This is a genomic window from Agrobacterium sp. CMT1, assembly GCF_037203725.1.
GTDB lineage: Bacteria > Pseudomonadota > Alphaproteobacteria > Rhizobiales > Rhizobiaceae > Agrobacterium > Agrobacterium pusense.
The window spans coordinates 901,576-921,734 of the sequence record NZ_JBBCAR010000007.1 but is presented as its reverse complement, the minus strand read 5'-3'; the positions used below and the strand labels follow the sequence as shown (position 1 = coordinate 921,734).

General features: G+C 60.8%; 18 protein-coding genes. 1 reads left to right on the top strand and 17 read right to left on the bottom strand.

The window, feature by feature from the left end:
- Positions 1 to 194: 194 nt before the first annotated feature.
- The 3 genes from WA845_RS12810 to ampC form a co-directional block, all read right to left on the bottom strand.
- Positions 195 to 2,984, bottom strand: a complete 2,790-nt coding sequence (locus tag WA845_RS12810; RefSeq protein ID WP_112554208.1) for a bifunctional aconitate hydratase 2/2-methylisocitrate dehydratase — start codon at positions 2,982 to 2,984, stop codon at positions 195 to 197.
- A gap of 201 nt (positions 2,985 to 3,185) precedes the next feature.
- Positions 3,186 to 4,508, bottom strand: coding sequence for a solute carrier family 23 protein (locus WA845_RS12805; RefSeq protein WP_337322358.1), 1,323 nt, complete (start codon positions 4,506 to 4,508; stop codon positions 3,186 to 3,188).
- Positions 4,509 to 4,752: 244 nt separating this feature from the next.
- Positions 4,753 to 5,910 (bottom strand): class C beta-lactamase, encoded by a 1,158-nt coding sequence (gene ampC / locus WA845_RS12800; RefSeq protein WP_112554205.1) that lies wholly within the window; start codon positions 5,908 to 5,910, stop codon positions 4,753 to 4,755.
- Positions 5,911 to 6,041: 131 nt separating this feature from the next.
- On the opposite strand from ampC, the gene WA845_RS12795 reads away from it, so the two are divergent.
- On the top strand, positions 6,042 to 6,920 hold the full coding sequence (locus tag WA845_RS12795) for a LysR substrate-binding domain-containing protein (protein ID WP_112554203.1): 879 nt from the start codon (positions 6,042 to 6,044) through the stop codon (positions 6,918 to 6,920).
- A gap of 5 nt (positions 6,921 to 6,925) precedes the next feature.
- On the opposite strand, the gene chrA is transcribed toward WA845_RS12795, so the two are convergent.
- From chrA to WA845_RS12725, 14 genes are all read right to left on the bottom strand, one after another.
- Positions 6,926 to 8,155 carry a chromate efflux transporter gene (chrA, locus tag WA845_RS12790; protein WP_162719156.1) on the bottom strand — a complete coding sequence of 410 codons (1,230 nt, stop codon included), beginning with the start codon at positions 8,153 to 8,155 and terminating at the stop codon, positions 6,926 to 6,928.
- 137 nt (positions 8,156 to 8,292) lie between these two features.
- Positions 8,293 to 9,051 (bottom strand): aspartate/glutamate racemase family protein, encoded by a 759-nt coding sequence (locus tag WA845_RS12785; RefSeq protein ID WP_112554201.1) that lies wholly within the window; start codon positions 9,049 to 9,051, stop codon positions 8,293 to 8,295.
- 11 nt (positions 9,052 to 9,062) lie between these two features.
- Positions 9,063 to 9,881, bottom strand: a complete 819-nt coding sequence (locus tag WA845_RS12780) for an ABC transporter permease (protein WP_006700568.1) — start codon at positions 9,879 to 9,881, stop codon at positions 9,063 to 9,065.
- Between the two features lie 2 nt (positions 9,882 to 9,883).
- Complete coding sequence (locus WA845_RS12775) at positions 9,884 to 10,795, bottom strand: ABC transporter permease (protein WP_004444878.1); 912 nt, start codon at positions 10,793 to 10,795, stop codon at positions 9,884 to 9,886.
- A 173-nt stretch (positions 10,796 to 10,968) separates the two neighbouring features.
- On the bottom strand, positions 10,969 to 12,258 hold the full coding sequence (locus WA845_RS12770; protein WP_004444880.1) for an ABC transporter substrate-binding protein: 1,290 nt from the start codon (positions 12,256 to 12,258) through the stop codon (positions 10,969 to 10,971).
- Between the two features lie 30 nt (positions 12,259 to 12,288).
- Entirely contained in the window at positions 12,289 to 13,374 is a 1,086-nt protein-coding gene (locus WA845_RS12765; RefSeq protein ID WP_337322357.1) for an ABC transporter ATP-binding protein, read from the bottom strand.
- 284 nt (positions 13,375 to 13,658) lie between these two features.
- Positions 13,659 to 14,384: an amino acid ABC transporter ATP-binding protein gene (locus WA845_RS12760; protein WP_006700492.1), complete on the bottom strand. Its 726-nt coding sequence runs from the start codon at positions 14,382 to 14,384 to the stop codon at positions 13,659 to 13,661.
- Entirely contained in the window at positions 14,362 to 15,021 is a 660-nt protein-coding gene (locus WA845_RS12755; protein WP_337322356.1) for an amino acid ABC transporter permease, read from the bottom strand. The genes WA845_RS12760 and WA845_RS12755 overlap by 23 nt, the downstream gene beginning before the upstream one ends.
- On the bottom strand, positions 15,018 to 15,689 hold the full coding sequence (locus WA845_RS12750; RefSeq protein ID WP_113730311.1) for an amino acid ABC transporter permease: 672 nt from the start codon (positions 15,687 to 15,689) through the stop codon (positions 15,018 to 15,020). The genes WA845_RS12755 and WA845_RS12750 overlap by 4 nt, the downstream gene beginning before the upstream one ends.
- Positions 15,690 to 15,758: 69 nt before the next feature.
- Entirely contained in the window at positions 15,759 to 16,544 is a 786-nt protein-coding gene (locus WA845_RS12745) for a transporter substrate-binding domain-containing protein (protein ID WP_337322355.1), read from the bottom strand.
- Entirely contained in the window at positions 16,541 to 17,293 is a 753-nt protein-coding gene (locus tag WA845_RS12740) for a GntR family transcriptional regulator (RefSeq protein WP_337322354.1), read from the bottom strand. Before WA845_RS12740 ends, WA845_RS12745 begins: the two co-directional genes overlap by 4 nt.
- A gap of 167 nt (positions 17,294 to 17,460) precedes the next feature.
- Positions 17,461 to 18,444 carry a 3'-5' exonuclease gene (locus WA845_RS12735; RefSeq protein WP_044459291.1) on the bottom strand — a complete coding sequence of 328 codons (984 nt, stop codon included), beginning with the start codon at positions 18,442 to 18,444 and terminating at the stop codon, positions 17,461 to 17,463.
- A gap of 194 nt (positions 18,445 to 18,638) precedes the next feature.
- The gene (locus tag WA845_RS12730; protein ID WP_135855753.1) at positions 18,639 to 19,052 is read right to left on the bottom strand and encodes a hypothetical protein; all 414 of its coding nucleotides are present in this window, start codon (positions 19,050 to 19,052) and stop codon (positions 18,639 to 18,641) included.
- A gap of 142 nt (positions 19,053 to 19,194) precedes the next feature.
- Positions 19,195 to 20,106, bottom strand: a complete 912-nt coding sequence (locus tag WA845_RS12725) for a lytic transglycosylase domain-containing protein (protein ID WP_042936997.1) — start codon at positions 20,104 to 20,106, stop codon at positions 19,195 to 19,197.
- Positions 20,107 to 20,159: the final 53 nt, after the last annotated feature.

Below are 20,159 nucleotides of genomic sequence, written 5' to 3'. Positions count from 1 at the left end.
TAAACGAAGTGTTACCCTTGCCATGCAAGTGCTGACAATTCGGCATGCCGCAAACGGCTATTGTCTTGACAAAGCTCAAGGCCCGGCGGGCCAGCGACAAGGGCCAATACAAAAAGGGCAGCGGGAATATCTCCCCGCCGCCCCTCTTTCATTCACCGCACCCTCCCGCATCCAGATGCAGGCGGTATTGCGGATTAATAATGCACCGACTGGGAATCGATCGGCGTCGTCTTCGGCGGAGCGAACTTCGTCAGATCGATGCCCTCGACGGCGGAACGATACTCCTCGATGCTCGGCGTACGGCCGAGAATGGCGGACAGCACCACGACCGGTGTCGAGGCCAGAAGCGATTCACCCTTCTTTTCGGCACTGTCTTCAACGACACGGCCCTGGAAGAGACGCGTCGAAGTTGCCAGAACCGTGTCACCCTTGGCTGCCTTTTCCTGGTTGCCCATGCACAGGTTGCAGCCCGGGCGTTCCAGATAGAGGATGTTTTCGTATTCGGTCCGGTTCGTTGTCTTCGGGTTGATGTCATCGAATTCGAAGCCGGAATATTTCTGGAGGATTTCCCAATCCCCTTCCGCCTTCAGCTCATCGATGATGTTGTAGGTCGGCGCGGCAACGACGAGCGGAGCCTTGAATTCGACCTTGCCTTCGGTCTTTTCGATGTTGCGCAGCATCTGCGCGACGATCTTCACGTCGCCCTTATGCACCATGCACGAGCCGACGAAGCCGAGATCGACCTTCTTGGTAGCGCCATAATAGGAAACCGGACGGATCGTATCGTGCGTGTAGCGTCTCGAAACGTCGTTGTTGTTGACGTCCGGGTCGGCGATCATCGGTTCGTTGATGACATCGAGATCGACGACGACTTCAGCGAAATATTTCGCATTCGCGTCAGGCTTCAATGCTGGAACTTCACCGGAACGGATTTCCGCAATGCGCTGATCCGCCTTCGCAATCAGGCCTTTAAGCGTCTGTGCGGCGTTGTCCATGCCCTTGTCGATCATGATCTGGATGCGCGACTTGGCGATCTCCAGCGACTCGATCAGCGTTTCGTCTTCGGAAATGCAGATCGACGCCTTGGCCTTCATCTCGGCCGTCCAGTCGGTGAAGGTGAAAGCCTGGTCGGCAAGCAGTGTTCCGAGATGGACTTCGATGATACGGCCCTGGAACACGTTGTCGCCGTGCTGCTGCAGCATCTGCGCCTGCGTCGCGTGCACCACGTCGCGGAAGTCCATGTAGGGCTGCATCGTTCCCTTGAAAGTGACCTTGACCGATTGCGGGATCGGCATGGTCGCCTCGCCCGTGGCGAGCGCCAGCGCGACGGTGCCGGAGTCCGCACCGAAGGCGACGCCCTTGGACATGCGGGTGTGGCTGTCGCCGCCGATGATGATTGCCCGGTCATCAACGGTGATGTCGTTCAGCACCTTGTGGATCACGTCCGTCATGGAGTGATAGACGCCCTTCGGATCACGGCCGGTGATGACGCCGAAATTGTGCATGAAGGCCATGAGCTTCGGCGTGTTGGCCTGAGCCTTTTTGTCCCAGACGGACGCCGTGTGGCAGCCGGACTGATAGGCGCCGTCCACCAGCGGCGAAATGACGGTGGCCGCCATCGCTTCCAGTTCCTGCGCGGTCATCAGGCCGGTCGTATCCTGCGAACCGACGATGTTGACCTTGACGCGAACGTCGGAGCCGGCGTGCAGCACCTTGCCAGGCGTCACGCCAACGGCGTTGCGGTTGAAGATCTTCTCGACGGCGGTAAGGCCCTGGCCTTCGATCGAAATTTCCTTGTTCGGTGCAAAGACAGGGGTCGCCTCGACACCGAGCGTTTCAGCGGCAAAAGTCTGGAGCTTCTTGCCGAAGACGATGGCATAGGAGCTCCCAGCCTTCATGAATTCCATCTTCTGGGGCGTGAAGGACGAAGCGAGATCGACTAGCTCGGTGCCGTTTTCGTCCCGCAGCTTGCGATTCTTGGCGTCGATCTTGAGGACCGTGCCGGTCTCGACCGAATATTTCTGCTCAAGGATGGGGTTGCCGTCATTGTTGAGGATCGGCTTGCCGTCTTCGCCGAGCTTCTTCACCCAGTTCTTCAGATTGATGCCAATGCCACCCGTCACGTCGACGGTGGTGGCGAAAATCGGCGAAATGCCGTTGGTGCCCGCAACGATGGGGGCATAGTTGACGAAGGGCACGTAGGGGCTGGCCTGCTTGCCGGTCCACAGCGCCACGTTATTGACGCCCGACATGCGCGAGGAGCCAACGCCCATCGTGCCCTTTTCGGCGATCATCATCACCCGCTTGTCGGGGTGCTGCTTTTGCAACGCGACGATTTGCGCCTGCGCTTCCGGCGAGATCATACACTGGCCGTGCAGCTGGCGGTCGGAGCGCGAATGCGCCTGATTGCCCGGCGACAGGAGGTCGGTCGAAATATCGCCTTCGGCAGCGATGAAGGTGACGACCTTGATCTCGTCCTCGACGTCGGGAAGCTTGGTGAAGAACTCGGCCCTGGCGTAGCTTTCAAGCACGTCCCGCGCAATCGCGTTGCCGGCCTTGTAGGCATCCCGCAGGCGGAACATGTCGGCATCGTAAAGGAAGACCTGGGTCTTCAGCACTTCACCCGCCTTGGTGGCGATTGCGGCATCGTTGCCGAGCGCGATGTCGAGCAGCACCTTGATCGACGGGCCGCCCTTCATGTGCGACAGCAGTTCCAGCGCGAAGGTCGGGGTAATCTCGGGGACGATGACGTCGCCGAGGATGATCTGCTTCAGAAACGCAGCCTTCACACCGGCGGCGCTCGTGGTTCCCGGCAATGTGTTATAAATGAAAAACTTCAGGGCATCGGCGCGGTGTTCGCTGCCTGCATCCTTGATCAGTTCGATGATTTCGGCGGTCAAGGCACCGTCATCGATCGGCTTGGGCGCAAGTCCCTGTGGTTCTCTGCTTTTGATTTCAGCCAGGTAATCCAAGTAAAGGTTCATCGCAATCCCAACGTCATGATGTCTATGGAGCCGAACACAGCGCCACCAAACGGTAGTGCTGGTCGCCCCCGGGTTTCTGTCGGTTTCGACTACGCCAACCGGGGGCCGCTGACAAGATGTCGCATGCCTGTAAGCGCGGGGATGCGCGATATTTCGCCCATCCCACATCTTCGCCGCCAGGCCGCGCCGGCACTCCCCGCCTTATCGTCCCTGCGCCGGCTTGCCGAGGCCGAGCAGATGATAAAAGGCGATGGCGCCGATTGTGGCCGTGCCGATGCCATCAAGCGTGAATCCGCCCACATTCAGCTTGAAATTTCCTGCCCCCAGAACAAGGGCGATACCCACCGTGATGAGGTTGCGTGGCTCGGAAAAGTCGACCTTGTTTTCCACCCAAATGCGCCCGGCGGTTGCCGCGATGAGGCCGAAGACGACGACGGACAGGCCGCCGATGACCGGCCCGGGTATCGTCTGTATCAGCGCTCCAAACTTCGGCGAAAAGCCGAGGAGGATGGCCACCAAAGCCGCGACAATGAAAACGAGCGTCGAGAAGATGCGGGTTATCGCCATGACGCCCATGTTCTCTGCATAGGTGGTCATGCCGGTTCCGCCGAAGGCGCCGGAGAAGATGGTCGCGATGCCGTCGCCGATAAAGGCCCGACCGAGGTAGGGATCGAGGTTCCTGCCGGTCATCGCGCCGATAGCCTTGATGTGCCCGAGATTTTCCGCCACGAGGATGACGACGACCGGAGCTATCAGTGCGATTGCCGATGCGGAAAAGACCGGCGTGGTGAAGGATGGCAATCCGAACCAGGCTGCGGCGGCGACGCCTGAAAAATCAACCGGTTTGCCGAGGCTGAGACCGTTCGCCACCACGAGATAGGCGAGATAGGCGATCGCGCCGCCGATGAGGATCGGCAAGCGCCGCGCCATTCCGGGCGCATAGACGGCAATCGCACCGACCGAGGTGACCGTCAGAATGGCAATCCATCGCGACAGCTGGTCGCCATCGGGATTGCCAGGGCCGGAGCCGGAGGCGCTGGCTATCGCGATGGGCGCGAGCACGAGGCCGATGGCGGCGACGATGGCCCCCGTCAGGACCGGCGGCATCAGCCGCTCGATCCAGTTATGACCGGCAATCATGACAATCACGCCAATCAGTGCATAAAGCACGCCCGCAGCGATGATGCCGCCGAGCGCAAGCGCGATATTCGGGCTTGCCGCGCCCGCCGCCGCCCCGGTCGCCACCAGAACGGGGCCGATGAAGGCGAAGGATGAACCAAGATAGCTCGGCACGCGACCGCCAACAGCAATGAAGAAGATCAGCGTGGAAATACCGGAAAACAGGATCGATACATTCGGATCGAAGCCCATGATCAGCGGCGCGAGAACCGTGGAGCCGAACATGGCCACGACGTGCTGCAAACCGAGCACCGCGGTCTGCCCGGCGGGCAATCGCTCATCCGGCATGATGCGCCCTTCGGTTTTCAATCGCCAGCGAGGAAAATAACCACCCGTGTCGCTCATCGTCGTCCCCCACGAACCGCCCGGCGCGAGACTGACGGCTTTTCCGTCGCAGATCGCAGCCGCGCAAAAAGAGTTGCCTTTTGATGATAAGCGCGGTCGGCCGAGATCGAATCGGTGGCCGGCGTATCTTTTCTCCGGTAGCGCGATTGGTTCTCGCTGTCATCCGGGCGGCGGGATCGAAATGCGTTTGGCGCCGGCGGGAGTGCGCCCCGCGCCGGCACGGCAAGGAAGCATCGAGCGGATATCAGTCCACCTTGTCGACAGCCGTCAAAATCTCAACGGCCGCCGTGACACGATCCTCATTGGGATAGTTTTTGTTGGCCAGTATGACGATGCCGAGTTTCCGTTGAGGGATGAAGGCGACATAGGCGCCAAAACCATTGGTGGAACCCGTCTTGTTGATGAAGACATCCTGTCCGGGCTTCAGGGGCGGCGCGATTTCCTGCACCGGAACGGTCTTGAGAAGAGCGCCGGAATTGGACTGGACAAGCGTCTTCAAGGCGACAGGCCGGGCATATTGCTCCCAGACGAGATCCTGCGTCATGGCGCCGACCGTGAAATAACCGGTATGGGTGCTTGCGATCGCCTGCCGGATCTTGCCGTCCAGCTTTTCAAGCCCCAGATTCGCGTTGACGAAGCGGATCATGTCTGTCGCCGTCGATCTGACGCCATAGGCTTCCGAAGAGAGAATGCCCGGCGTCAGGCGGGCCGGCTCGTCGTTTCGCGTGTAGCCCTGTGCATAATTGGCCAACTTCGCCTGGGGAACGACCGTGAACGTGTCCTTCAGGCCGAGCGCGGGAAAGAGCGTGTCCTGCATGGCGGCGGCGTAGCCCTGCCCCATCGCCTTTGCCGTGATGTAGCCGAGCATGCCGATGCTGGGATTGGCGTAGGTCCTGTGCGTTCCGGCACCGTAAGAAGGCTTCCAGCTCTTGAGATAAGCCAGCAGCTGCGTTTCCGTTTTGACATTGTCAGGCACCTGTAGCGGAAAGCCGCCTGCGGTGTGGGTGCCGAGATGCGTCAATGTAACGTCACCGAAAGCGGTGCCCTTCATGCCCGGAAGATAATCCTTGACCCTGCCGGACAGCGACAAATGCCCGTTCGCCTCGGCGTAGGTCGCAAGGGTAGCCGTGAATGTCTTGCTGATGGAGCCAAGTTCGAACAGCGTTTCAGCCGTCACCGGCTGGCCGGTGCTTTTTGACATCGCGCCGTAAGTGAAGATGTAACTCTCTCCATCGACGCTGATGCCGACCGCAAGCCCGGGTATGCCATTCTTTTCCATGATTGGCTTGATCGCCGCATCCGTTATCGCCTTCAGCCTCGCCTCGTCGTCGGCCACAGCCGGCGTGAGGAGGATCGCCGAAAGCATGGCCGTCCATACGATATGTCTGCGGTGAAAATTCATCTGTCGCGTCTCCAAAACCTCAGGTGGATATCAGGCGTTTCCCCAGCCAGCGCGAAAGACGTTTAGCCGCCCTACATTGCACGAACAAATCATGATATCTCGGAGGAGACACAAGAAAAACTAGGTCTCGAATGGTCCGTCAATTTCTTCCCCTGAACGGTTTGCGCGCGTTCGAAGCTTCCGCGCGGCATCTGAGCTTTACCCGCGCGGCGATCGAACTATGCGTGACGCAGGCGGCTGTGAGCCAGCAGGTCAAGGGACTGGAAAAGCGGCTGGGCGTCGCGCTTTTTCAACGTCTCCCGCGCGGCCTGAAGATAACTGCGGAAGGCGAAGCCCTGCTGCCGACGGTGACCAGTTCCTTCGACCAGATGGCAACGACGCTTGACCGCATCGAGGCCGGGCAGGTGCGCGAACTGCTGTTTCTCGGCGTTGTCGGCACCTTCGCGGTCGGCTGGCTGCTGCCGCGCCTGCAGGCGTTTCAGAAGCGCCACCCCTTTATTGACGTCAGGGTTTCCACCAACAACAACCGGGTGGATATGGCGGCAGAGGGGCTGGATTTCGCCATTCGTTTCGGTCAGGGCTCGTGGCACGGCACGGATGCGTTTCGTCTCTTTGACGCGCCGCTTTCGCCGCTGTGCACGCTGAAACTGGCGGAAACGCTGAAAGCGCCGGCCGACCTGATGGAAGCGACATTGCTGCGCAGTTACCGCGCCGATGAATGGAGCAGCTGGTTTGCGGCGGCGGGCGTCACGCCGGCCGCACAGGTCAATGCCGGCATTGTCTTCGACACGTCGCTCGGGATGATGGAGGCCGCCCTGCAAGGGCTCGGTGTCGCGCTGGCGCCGCCGTCGATGTTTTCACGGCATCTGGCTTCCGGAGCGGTCGTCCAACCTTTTCCCGTCACCATATCGCTCGGAAGCTATTGGTTGACCCGGCTGCAATCGAAACCGCCGACCCCAGCCATGCAGGTCTTTTCCGACTGGCTGTTCGACAGCATCGGCACTGCCTGAAGCCTTTACACGAGGGCGAGCGCCACGCCGCCGGCCGCGCAAAGAAGAACGATGACCCATGGCGGCGCTTTCCAGACCGTCAGCAGGATGAAACCCGCAAGCGCCAGTGCAAAATCCCTGGGGGTGAAGACGGCGCTGGTCCAGACGGGATCATAAAGCGCCGCGCCCAATATGCCGACCACCGCGGCATTGGCGCCGCGCATGGCCGCCTGCGCCAGAGGATGCCGGCGAAAACCCTCCCAGAAAGGAAGTGCGCCGACGAGAAGCAACATGCCGGGCAGGAAGATGGCGACGAGAGCGATGGCTGCGCCCGCCACGCCGTTCGGCTGAGGGCCCGCCACCGCGCCGAGATAAGCAGAAAAAGTGAAGAGCGGACCGGGCACGGCCTGCGTTGCGCCATAGCCGGCAATGAAGGCATCCCTGGTGACCCAGCCCGAGGCGACGACTTCGGATTGCAGAAGAGGCAACACCACGTGGCCGCCGCCGAAGACCAGCGCGCCGGCCCGATAGAAGGCGTCAAACAAGGAGAGCCCCTGCCAGGCCGCGCCCGCCGCAAGAACCGGCAGCAGAACGAGAAGAAGGGCAAAAGCCGCAAGCGAAACATATCCCACGCGTTTCGACACGCGGAAGGCAAGATGGCTGGTCGCCCCCGCCGAGGCGGCGCGGCAGAAGACGAGCCCGGCGAGCGCTCCGGCGCAAAGCGCCAGGATTTGCCCGAAAGCGCCGGCGATGAACACGACACAGACGATGGCGGCCATCGCGATGGTCGCGCGCTCACGATCCGGTGCGAGGCTTTTTGCCATTCCCCATACCGCCTGGGCGACCACGGCAACAGCGACGATCTTCAATCCATGCAGCAGTCCGGTGCCGACGGGCCCTTCGATGGATGCGGCGACCATTGCGAAAGCGACGAGAAGAATGGCAGATGGCAGCGTAAACGCCGTCCAGGCGGCCACCGCCCCGAGCGGCCCTGCCCTCAGCAGCCCGAGCGCAAAGCCCACCTGGCTGGAAGCGGGACCGGGCAGAAACTGGCAGAGCGCCACGAGGTCCGCATAACCGGCTTCATCGACCCATTTGCGCCGGACGACCAGCTCATCGCGAAAATAACCGAGATGAGCGATGGGGCCGCCAAAGGACGTGACCCCGAGCTTCAGAAAGGCCGCGAAAACTTCGCCGGGCGTTCCGATTTTGTGACGCGCGGTGTCGTTCGAAATCGTGGGTGTCGAGGAATTCAACGATAGCTCCCTAAGCGTATGACGGCTGCGCATACACATCGTCCGCACTGAAACGCCGAGGGTATCAGACACTATTACGACAGGGATATGAAGGGCCTTGCGAAATCAGCACCGTGTGAACCGGACCGGGAAACGTCTCAGCCGCCCTCCGGCATCCCGCCGCTCCTGCCCGGCTGAAACATGTCCAGCAATCCGCGATAGGGCTTGGCGACCGGCGTGGCATAAGCGCCGCGCTTGGCGGTGGAGAGCCCCATGGATACCAGTGCTTCCGCCTGTTTGACGGCTGCTGCGACGCCGTCAATGACAGGGACGCCGAATTCAGCGCGGAGTTCCGCCGTCAGGTCGGCCATGCCGGCGCAGCCGAGCACGATCGCCTCGGCACGATCCTGCCTCAGCGCCAGGGAGATTTCCTCCCGCAGCCTTTCGCGTGCATTCGAACCCGCCTCTTCCAGCGATAGCACCGGAATGTCGGCGGCACGGACTTTGCAGCGGGAAGACATGCCATAGCGCTGGACGAGATGTTCGAGCGGCAGCCGGGACCGTTCCATCGTCGTGACGATGGTGAATTTCTGCGCGATGAAGGCCGTGGCGGAAACCGCCGCCTCACAGATGCCGATGACGGGAATATCTGCAAGAGCCCGGGCCGCATCAAGCCCGGTATCATCGAAACAGGCGATGATCGCCGCGTCGACGCGCAGCACCGGAGCCTTGGCAAGCTCCAGCAGAAGGCCGGGCACCGCGAATACCTCGTCGTAATAACCTTCGATGGAGACAGGCCCCATGGAAGAGGTGACGGCAAGGATTTCCGTATCGCGGCCCGCCACCCGTGTCGCGGCGTCGGCGATGGTCGCGGTCATGGACTGCGTTGTATTGGGATTGATGACGAGAATGCGCATCTTGGGTTTCTTCATCCGCGCGAATGGCGTCGATTGAGGGTGACGATCAGGCCAAGCGTGGCCGCAATCACCAGGAAGGAAAACAGGGTGGTAACGGCGCCGAGCGCATAAAGCACAGGGGTCGTGACATTGGTGGTCATGCCGTAGATTTCCAGCGGCAACGTGTTGTAGGTGCCAGACGTCATCAGCGTGCGGGCGAACTCGTCGTAGGAAAGCGTGAACCCGAAGAGGCCAACACCGATCAGGCTCGGCGCGATCATCGGCAGCACCACATGGGCGAAGGTCTGCCATGAGGACGCGCCGAGATCGCGCGCCGCCTCCTCATAGGACGGCGAAAACCGGTTGAAGACGGCGAGCATGATGAGAACGCCGAAGGGCAACGTCCAGGTCAGATGCGCGCCAAAAGCTGATGTATACCATGAAGGTTCAAGCCCAAGCTGCTGAAACAAAACACCAATGCCAAGGGATATGATGATGGAAGGCACCACCAGGCTGGCGACCGACAGATAAAACAGCGGCGTCGCGCCGATGAATCTGCGACGGAAGGCCAGGCCTGCCAGCAAAGAGACGAGCACGGTTACGACCATGACCATCACGCCGAGAGCGAAGGAACGGCGGAACGATCCGCCGAAATCGCCGACTGCCTGCTGTTCGAAGAGATTGCCGAACCAGTGCAGCGAGACGCCGTTCAGCGGGAACGTCAGGCCTCCGTTCGGCCCCTGGAAGGCGAGGATGAGAATGGCCGACAACGGGCCGTAAAGAAACAGCACGAAGAGGGCGAAAAAGAAAGCGAGGATATAGAATTCGCGGCCGCGTTTTTCCCGGTGCATAATCAAAGCTCCTTGCGGATATCGACGATGCGCAGGATGCCGGCGACCATCAGAAGAACGAGGACGAGCAGGATGACGGCATTGGCGGCAGCGGCCGGATATTGCAGCAGCGACATCTGGTTCTTCATCATCAGCGCCACCGAGGCGCTCTGGCCGCCCGACATGACCTGAACCGTGGAAAAATCGGCCATGACCAGCGTGACAACGAAGATGCTACCGATCGCCATGCCGGGTTTTGCGAGCGGAATGATGACATTGGTGAGCGTCTGCCAGCCGGTCGCGCCAGCGTCGCGCGCCGCTTCGATCAAGGATTTGTCGATGCGCATCAGCGTGTTGAAGATCGGCGTGACCATGAACAGCGTATAGAGATGCACCATGGCCAGCACCACGGCGAAATCGGAATAGAGCAGCCATTCGATCGGCTCGGGGATGATGCCGGTGCCGACCAGCGCGCTGTTGACGAGACCGTTTCGCCCCAGAACGGGTATCCACGAAATCATGCGGATGATGTTGGACGTCAGGAAAGGCACGGTGCAGACAAGGAACAGCACCATCTGCATGGTGGTGGTGCGGATGTGAAAGGCGAGGAAATAAGCCACCCAGAAACCGCAGAACAGCGTGATGGCCCAGACCATCGCTGCATATTTCAGCGTATTTAGATAGGTCTGCCAGGTGACCCACGATCCCAGTGTCTCGCTGTAATTGAAGGTTACGAAATCAGGATACATCTGGGCAAAATCGTAATCCCAGAAGCTGACGACGGCGATCATGAGGATCGGCAGAGCCAGGAAAAAGCCGAGGATCAGGAAAAGCGGGGCAGCCTGCACATAGGAGACGAGTTTTTGCGGCAGCGCGAAGCTGCGGGGCGGTCTGTCCTTCTTGTCGCTGACGCCGATGAGTCTGACCGTCACCATGGGGAGCCTTTCTGTGGATTTGCAGAAGTGCCGGCGGCATTGCCGCCAGCGGGCACGTTGGAAGGTCCGCCACACCCTCGACGTCATCCTCGGCTTGACCCGAGGATGACGTCGAGAGGTGGGTGCCTGTCGCAATTGACCAGCGGCACTTGCCGCCGGTCGTCCTGAAAGCATCACGCCGCGATGAACTCGTTCCAGCGGCGAACCATGTAGCGGTCTTCGTCCATGACCGAGTTCCAGCACGCCACCTTGCCCATGCGCTCCTCGAAGGAACCGCCATCGCGCACGGCACCGGCCTTTTCCATGACCTTGCCGTCTGGCGCGATGATATCGCCCTGAGCCGCCTTGCCCTCGACCCAGTAACCCCACTCGTCGGCGGTCATGTGCTCCTTCGCCGTTTCCATGGCGGCGGAGTAATAACCCTGACGGTTGAGGTAGGCGCCGACCCAGCCCGAGGTGTACCAGTTGATATATTCATAGGCTGCATCGAGCTTTGCACCGGACAGATGCTTGGCGAGACCGAGACCGCCGCCCCAGGAGCGATAGCCTTCCTTCAGCGGCTGATATTTGCAGGCGATGCCCTTCGAGCGGACCGCGGCAACGGCCGGTGACCACATGGACTGGATGATGACTTCGCCCGAGGCCATGAGGTTGACGCTTTCGTCGAAGCTCTTCCAGAAGGCGCGGAACTGGCCGTCCTTCTTGGCCTTGATGAGGAAATCGATGGTCTTGTCGATTTCCGCCTTCGTCATGTTGCCCTTGTCGGCATATTTGATGTTGCCCATGGCTTCCATGATCATCGCCGCGTCCATGATGCCGATGGACGGGATGTTGAGGATGGAGGTCTTGCCCTTGAACTTGGGGTCCATGATATCGGCCCAGCTGGTGATATCGCGGCCGACGAGATCGGGGCGGATGCCGAGCGTATCGGCATTGTAGATGGTCGGAACCATGGTGAAATAATCGGTCTCACCCTTGGCAAATGTCTTGTCGCCGGGCTTCTCGACGTAACCGACAGTGTGCGGCGCAGTGCCCTGCGCGACCACGCTGTCAGGCTTCAGCTTGCCGTTTTTGAACAGCGGCACGATCTTGTCGTAATATTTGAGCTTCTTGATTTCCATCGGCTGGATGACGCCGGCCGGATAGACCTTCTTCAGGATCCAGTATTCGATATCGGCGATATCGTAGGAGTTCGGCTGGGTGACGGCGCGCTGGGCAGCGGCGTCGGAATCCGTCGCCGTCATCTCAAGCGTGATGCCGAGGTCCGCCTTGCACTTTTCGGCAATGGCGTTGAGGTTGGAGACGCCGGTGCCGAACTGGCGGATGGTGATGGGGTTCTGCGCCCAGATGGTCGGGAAGCCGGTGATGAGGCCGGAGCCGATCGCCGCACCCGTGGCAGCCGCGCCCGCTTTCAGGAGGCCGCGGCGGGACAGGCCCTTCTTGCTGCTGGTGGTATCGGTCATTGCAAAGTTCTCCTCTGGTTATTTTTGGGGTCACTTCTCTACCCGGCCGAGCACGATGGCATCGGCCGCATTCCATGAAAGCGGTATGGCGTCGCCGGTCCTGACCGGGTTTTCGAAAAAGGCGGCGTCGCTGAGGATGACGTTGAAATCCTCCATGCCGGCGCCGGTCACGGCGATCTTCACGGTGGCGCCGCGATACTCGACATTGGAGACGATGCCCGTGAAACCGAGACCGGGTTGATCGGTCTCACCCACACGCACCCGATCGGTGCGAACGGCGATATCGACCGCCCCGTCATCCGGCGCCGCGCCTGTCGCGGTAAATGTGCCGCCGCCTGCGACTTCAAGCGTCACCAGCTCGCCGGACCTTTCCCTGAATCGTCCGGAAATGATATTGTGATCGCCCATGAAACGGGCGACGAAAGCGGTCGCCGGTCGCTCGAAAACCTCACGCGGGGTCGCGGCCTGCTCGATGCGGCCGTCATTCATGACGACGATGATATCGGCCAGTGCCATCGCCTCTTCCTGACTGTGGGTGACGTGGACGAAGGTGATGCCGAGTGAAGTCTGCAGCTTCTTCAGCTCTGCGCGCATGCGGATCTTGAGGAAGGGATCGAGCGCCGAAAGCGGCTCGTCCAGCAACAGCGCCTCGGGATCGGTAATGAGCGCGCGCGCCAGCGCCACACGCTGCTGCTGTCCGCCGGAAAGCTGGGCCGGGCGGCGGCCGGCATAAGGCTCGAGCTGCATCAGGCGCAGCATGTCCAGCGCCTTTGTGCGCCGGGTCTCCCTGTCCACACCCTTCATCTTGAGGCTGAAGGCGACATTGTCGACGAGATCGAGATGCGGAAACAGCGCATAGGACTGGAACATCATCGCAGTGCCGCGCCGGGCGGGCGGCAGATCGGTCACGACGGTGTTGCCAAGCCTGACATCGCCGCTGGAAATGCTCTCGTGACCAGCGATCATCCTGAGCGTCGAGGTCTTGCCGCAGCCCGACGGGCCGAGCAGGCAGCAGTAGCTCCCGGCCGGTATCTTCAGGCTTATCGCATGCACGGCGGTGGTGTTGCCGTAAATCTTGGATACGGCAGCGATGTCAATTGCGGCGGCTTTGCTCATAAACACTCTCCTGCGACACTTCTATCCATGCAGGAGGCGTGCCAATCGGCTTTCTCATTGATGCAAAAGGATATTTTCGAAGGAGAGAAACACCGAGCGGGAAGAGTGCCCAAATTTACAGCGATTGTTTTCGATGCGATGGAAAAATTGTATGCAATCTTGGCGACTAATTGATTACGCGTCGCTGGTTCACATGGCGCATGAACGCGCAAGTCGCAGCGCGAAGCCTGCGGCGCACGGGCCACTGCGCACGCCGTTCTGCGGGCGTGCGCAGCCATGGAATGTTAGAGCACACCGAGGAACTGCCTGAGTTCCGGTGTGCGGGGGTTAGCGAAAACTTCTTCCGGCGGGCCGATCTCGTGTACCCTTCCCTGATGCATGAAGACGACGCGCGAGCAGACGTCACGGGCGAACTTCATTTCATGCGTCACCATCAAAAGTGTCATGCCCTCCCTGGCAAGCTCACGCACGACAGCGAGCACCTCCGACACCAGTTCCGGGTCAAGCGCGGACGTGATTTCATCACACAGAAGCGCGATGGGCTGCATGGCAAGCGCGCGGGCGATGGCCACACGCTGCTGCTGACCGCCGGAGAGCTGGTCCGGATAAGCGTCGAACTTGTGCGCCAGACCGACACGCTCCAGCATCCTGCGCGCCATCGCCTCCGCCTCGGGCGCCGCCAGCTTCTTCACCACCATCTGCGACAGCATCACATTGCCACCGGCAGTCAGATGCGGGAAGAGATTGAACTGCTGGAAAATCATGCCCACCTTTAATCTGAGGGCCTTCAGATGCAGCTCGTCATCAAGCAGCTGGGCGCCCGCCACCTGAATGGAGCCGCTGCTGATTGTCTCAAGACCATTGATACAGCGTAGCAGCGTCGATTTTCCCGAACCGCTTTTCCCGATGATCGCGATCACCTCTCCGGGCTCGACATCCAGGTTGATGCCCTTCAGCACCTCGTTGTCGCCAAAGCTCTTGTGGACTTCAGTGATTTCGATGAGCGACATTGAGCTTCCTTTCGAGAAACTGGCTGGATTTCGACAGCGGCCAGCAGAGGGCGAAATAGATGAGCGCCACCAGCCCGTATACCGTGAAAGGCTGGAGGGTCGCGTTGGTGACGATCGTGCCGGCCTTGGACAGTTCGACGAAACCGATAATGGAGGTGAGCGCGGTGCCTTTGATGACCTGGACGGAAAAACCGACTGTCGGTGGAATGGCGATCTTCATCGCCTGGGGCAGGATGACGTAACGCATCTGCTGCATTCGGCCCATGGCAAGGCTTGCCGAGGCTTCCCATTGCCCCTTTGCGATCGACTCTACACAGCCGCGCCAGATTTCCGCCAGAAACGCAGCAGTCCACAGGATGAGCGCCACGCCTGCGGCAAGCCAGGCTGGAACATCGATTCCGAAGAGGCCGAGGCCGAAAAAGGCGATGAAAAGCTGCATCAGGAGCGGCGTGCCCTGAAAGACTTCGATATAGATGCGGGCAAGACGGCCCAAGGCCGGACGCGGACTGATGCGCAGCCACAGAAGCGCGAGGCCGACCAGGCCTCCGCCAGCGAAGGAAACCAGCGACAGCAGCAGCGTCCAGCGCGTGGCAAGCAACAGGTTGCGCAGAATATCCCAGAAGGTGAATTCCATCATCGCGCCAGCCTCCGCGGAAAAAGGAGGCCGCCCAGCGCCAGCATGCCCTGCCGCAGCAGGATCGCGAGCAGCAGGTAGATCACCGTCGAAACAATATAGGCCTCGAAGGCGCGGAAGGTTCGCGACTGGATGAAGTTGGCCGCAAACGTCAGGTCTTCCACCGCGATCTGCGAGACAACCGCCGAGCCGAGCATGACGATGACAACCTGCGACGTGAGCGCTGGCCAGATGCGCTGCAGCGATGGCCGGAGCACCACGTGGCGGAAGGTTTCGAAGCGCGTCATCGCAAGGCTTGCCCCCGCCTCGAACTGGCCTTTCGGTGTTGCCTGGATGCCGGCGCGAATGATCTCGCAGCTATAGGCGCCGAGATTGACGATCATCGCCAGATTGGCGGCGGTCAGCTCCGAAAGCTTGAAACCAAGCGACGGCAGGCCGAAAAAGATAAAAAACAGCTGGATGAGGAAAGGCGTATTGCGGATGAGTTCGACGTAACCGCCGACGATGGGCCTTAGCCAGGAGGGGCCAAGCGCACGGGCCCAGGCGCAGGCGGTGCCGAGCGACACGCCGATAACGCCGCCCACCAGCGTCAGCTGGCTGGTGATGGCAATACCCTTGGCAATCTGCGGCCAATATTCGCCGAGCCACAGGAAATCAAATTGATAGCTCAAGAAAGGTCCCCTTGCGCCGGTGGTGAGAAAGCCGTCCCGGGGAACCGGGACGACGGGGATATGTGACGATCAGAGATCGGCCGGCAGATCCTGCCCGAGCCATTTGGTGGCGATGGCATTCAGCGAACCGTCCGCCTTGGCCGCGGCGATAGTCGCATTGACCTTTTCCAGCAGGGCCGTCTCATTTTTGTTGAGGCCGATGTAGCAGGGCGAATTCTTGATCAGGAATTTCATTTCCGGCCGCTTCGGCGGGTTCTTCGCCAGAATGGCGGCGGCGACCACATTGCCGGTTGCGACAACCTCCGCCTGACCGGACAGGAAGGCAGAGATGGTGCCGTTATTGTCCTCATAGCGCTTGATGGTGGCGTCAGCGGGCGCAACCTTCGTCAGCTCGAGGTCTTCGACAGAACCGCGCGTCACGGCAACGGTCTTGCCCTTCAGGTCCTCGGCTTTGGAGAGGGAAACGTCCTGCGGACCGAATACGCCGTTGAAAAAAGGAGCATAGGCGGTCGAAAAATCGATGACCTTCTCGCGTTCGGCGTTCTTGCCGAGGCTGGAGATCACCAGATCGACCTTGTTGGTCTGCAGATAGGGAACGCGGTTGGCGCTGGTGACTGGCACCAGCTCCACCTTCACGCCCAGCTTGTCGGCGATCAGCTTCGCGACGTCGATGTCATAACCCTGCGGGGTCATGTCGGGCCCGACACTGCCAAAGGGTGGAAAATCCTGCGGCACGGCGACGCGCAGCGTGCCGCGTGCGGCAATGTCGGCAAGGGCGTCCGCCTTTGCGGGCGCGGAAAGTCCGAAGGCGGCAGCCATGGCGGCGGCGGCGATGAAGGTCCATCTGAATATCATGGGTCATTCTCCTTGTGCTGGTTCTGTTGCTCGGTTTTTTTGTCGGTATCGCCGCGGTTATGTTCCGGAAGGGCGAGCGAGTGGCGAAGACCGGCGAGCGGGTCAGGTCGCCGGGTGAGATCGAGGCCGGTTTCCACTTCGTCCAGATGTTCGATTGAAAGCTCCGCCGCCCTCGCGAAATCGCCGGCTGCCATCGCCTCGAATATCCGGCAATGTCCCTGATGCGACTGCAGCGCATGGAATTCCGACTGGTAAAGCATGGAAATGAGGATCGTGCGGGCCGTCAGGTCGCGCAGCAGTTCAACGAGGACGGCATTGCCGCAAAGCTCGGCGATCCTGATGTGAAAATCGCCCATGAGGCAGGTCAGGCGCTGCCGGTCGCCCGCGGCTATGGCGACTTTCTCTTGCTGGAGATGCGCCAGGAGAACGCCACGCCCTTCTTCGGTAAGGGTCCGCATACTGCGCACTAACCCGGATTCGATGATCCGGCGCGCTTCATAGATTGTCATCGCCTCCTCGGCAGACGGCTCGACCACGAACCAGCCCCGCCTCGCACTAACGTGCACGATTCCCCGGGTTTCCAGCCGCATCATCGCCTCGCGTACCCGGGTGCGCGATACGGAGAAAAGACCGGCAAGCTGGTTTTCGCTGAGCCGTGTGCCCGGCCGGATACGCGCCGACAAAATGCCGGATACGATGGCCTCTTCAATGTTTATCTGACGATCCTGCCTGGTATGTAAATCTTGCATACAAGACAGAAAGCAAAGCCCGTGCCAGACGGATTCCCCACTTTCAATCGCGGGGAAAACGACATGAGCTCAAAATTTGAGCAACCCGTCCAGCGCACACGAAAGAAGCAGCCTGTTAACAGGACAGATTTTCATCATTCGATCAAAGCGCCCGCAGGCGATTAACCCTACCCGGCCTTGAACCGGTCGAAAGCCGTGAGATATTTGACCGTAGGGTCGGCGTCCCAGCGATAGATTTCGGTGCGCAGAAAATGCAGCTCCTCCGCCAGCATCTCTTCCGGCAGCTCCGCCCACCAGGATTTCGGCCGGCCGTCCGAACCGTCCGACCAGCGATACCCCCGCTTTTTGAGGTGATCCTTCATATCGAAGGGGCTGTTCTCCGCGTAGATCCGGACGCGCGATCTACGGCTAGCCGCGTGAAGCTCCATGAAGGGCGTCATGCCTTCCTGGCCGGGCCGGTTCTGCTCGAGCACCTCCAGCAGCGCGAAGCAATCATCAACCGCGCGATGGCCATCATGGAAATAACCGGACTGACCGATCAGATAACCCAGCTTGTTGCCCTCAAATCCACGCACCCGCCAGTCGATTTCGGAAACGGAGCAGGCCCAGGCCTTCTCATTGAATATGGGCGAGAAGGCTTCACAGAAGGGACGGTCGAAGCCGGCATTGTGGGCAATGATCAGATCGGCATCGCCGACGAGAGAAGCCAGCCGCTCCATGTCGATTGCCTGCCCCGCAACCATGTCATCGGTGATCCCTGTCAGCCGGGTGATCTCCGCCGGTATGGCGACATTGGGCTGCCGCAGTCCGCCGTAAATGCCGGTGACGTCGCCAATGGCGCCCTGATCGTCGAACGTGAAGGCGATGACGCCGATCTCGATTATTTCGTCCGTACGGTGGTTCAGACCCGTGGTTTCCGTGTCGAGGATCACGCCCCGGCGGGAAAATTCCGGCCTTGGCCGTTCCACGACCTGACGCGGCATGAGCTTGCGCAGAACGCGGTAATTGCCGGTGGATTCGAGATAGCCCGCCAGCCCCTCGTCATCCATCGCGACCCTCTGCACCGCTCCGCGTCCCGGCATTTTTCGCCCCCGTTCGGTCTCGGGAAGCCGCGCGGCCGCGGAAGCGAAAAAGTCCAACTGGGAGGTCATGAGGTGCCTGTCCGCCTTGCCCGGAAATCGAAAATCAGTACTCCAACATATGCGTAGAGGCTCACGGTAACAACAGCAGACGCTCTCATCCACAGAAAGGCGGCGCCAATCCGTTAACGAAAGACGCGCACGGTTTCAGGCTTCGGAAAAAACCGCCGTCATCTGTAAATCTGCGGCGATCTCAACCACGGCGGTCAGGGAGCCGGACGCCCCAGGACAGTCTCGCAGCTTACCGGATCGCCGATGATCTCGCTCGTGGTGATGATGGAAGCTGCGTCCGCGGTGATCTTGATGATGCAATCGCGGCGATGTTGCTTGATTTTCATGCCCTCGGTCTGCGAGACCTGCGCCTGCCCGTCGACGGTCCGGTATTCGCGCCGGTTGCTGAGCCCGGCATAGGTCTCGACATCCACTTTCAGCCAGTAGGATTCGGTTGCGCCCTTTTCGATGATGACTTTGTTGGGGCGGCCAAGCCGGGCGATTGCCGCCTCCCGCGGCTGCCCTTTAAAACCGGCCACAGTGCGGGTGATTTCGGTCTGCCCGGTGCTGGTGCACGCCACGGCCATGGTCAGCACCGCTGCCAGCGCTCCGGTTTCAAGCAATCTCATGTGCAATTCATCCCCTCGTCACACGCCACCGGCCCGCGGGTTGCGGTCGCCGCCGGCGGCAAATCTAGGAGCGATCATCTCACACTGAAAGGAGGAGCGGCGTATGGGCCGATCAACTTGTCATGATCAGCCGCGGCCCCCGCTAGCGGTTGCGGAACACGGTGCAGGGAACACCTGCCCCGCGGATTTCACCACAAAGCGCATTGGCTTCGGCTCTGGTCTCGCGGCCGATGCGCGCGGCGTAACGCGGGCGCGAACCGAAATTGCCACCCCTTTGCCGCACGATCAGTGCGCGCTCGGCATTGAGAGGCCCCGACAATTGGCCTATGGCACGGGTAAAGAGCCGGTTCGCCACCGTCGGATTGTAATGGGCGGCAAGCTGCACACCCCATGGCGCCCAGTCGGCCGAAGATATCAGGACGGGATCGTTGATCGTGCGTGTATCGGCAAGCCGCAGGCAGGCGTCGATGAAGGGCCGGCTGCCGTCCAGCGCCGGCGCGGCCTTATCCGGTGGATTGTCTTTCCAGCTTTCCACGGGGTACCCGGTGATTGCAAAGACATAATCGCGCGTTTCCACCGGCAGGCGACCTGTCGCGATAAAACCGCGCAGCCCCGCCTCGCCGGCATTATAGGCTGCGGCTGCCAGACCGAAATTGCCGAAGCGCAGCTTCAGCTCCGACAGATAGCGTGACGACGCCTCCAGCGCAGCAATGATGTTGAAACTGTTGTCCAGACCACGCAGCCTCGCCGTCCCCGGCATGAACTGGGCAATGCCTTCCGCCCCCTTCGGGCTCACCGCATCGGCCCGGAACAGGCTCTCCCGCCAGATCAGCCTGGCGAAATAATCCGGCGGAACGGCATGGCGCGCGGCGAGAACCTCGATGGCGTGGCAAAGGTCCCTGTTGTAGCTCTGGGGACTGATGCACAATTCGGGCGCCACATCGTGGGCATGGGCGCAGGACGCCTTGCCGTCAGCCGGCGTTTCGGCCTGCGCCGGCCCGAGAAACGCCGCCAGCCAGCAGAGAACGAGCACGACCCTGCCTGTTGATGTCATCCCTGCCAAACGAAAGTCCCCGTAATCTTAAGGCGCGCTGCGCCGATTATCCG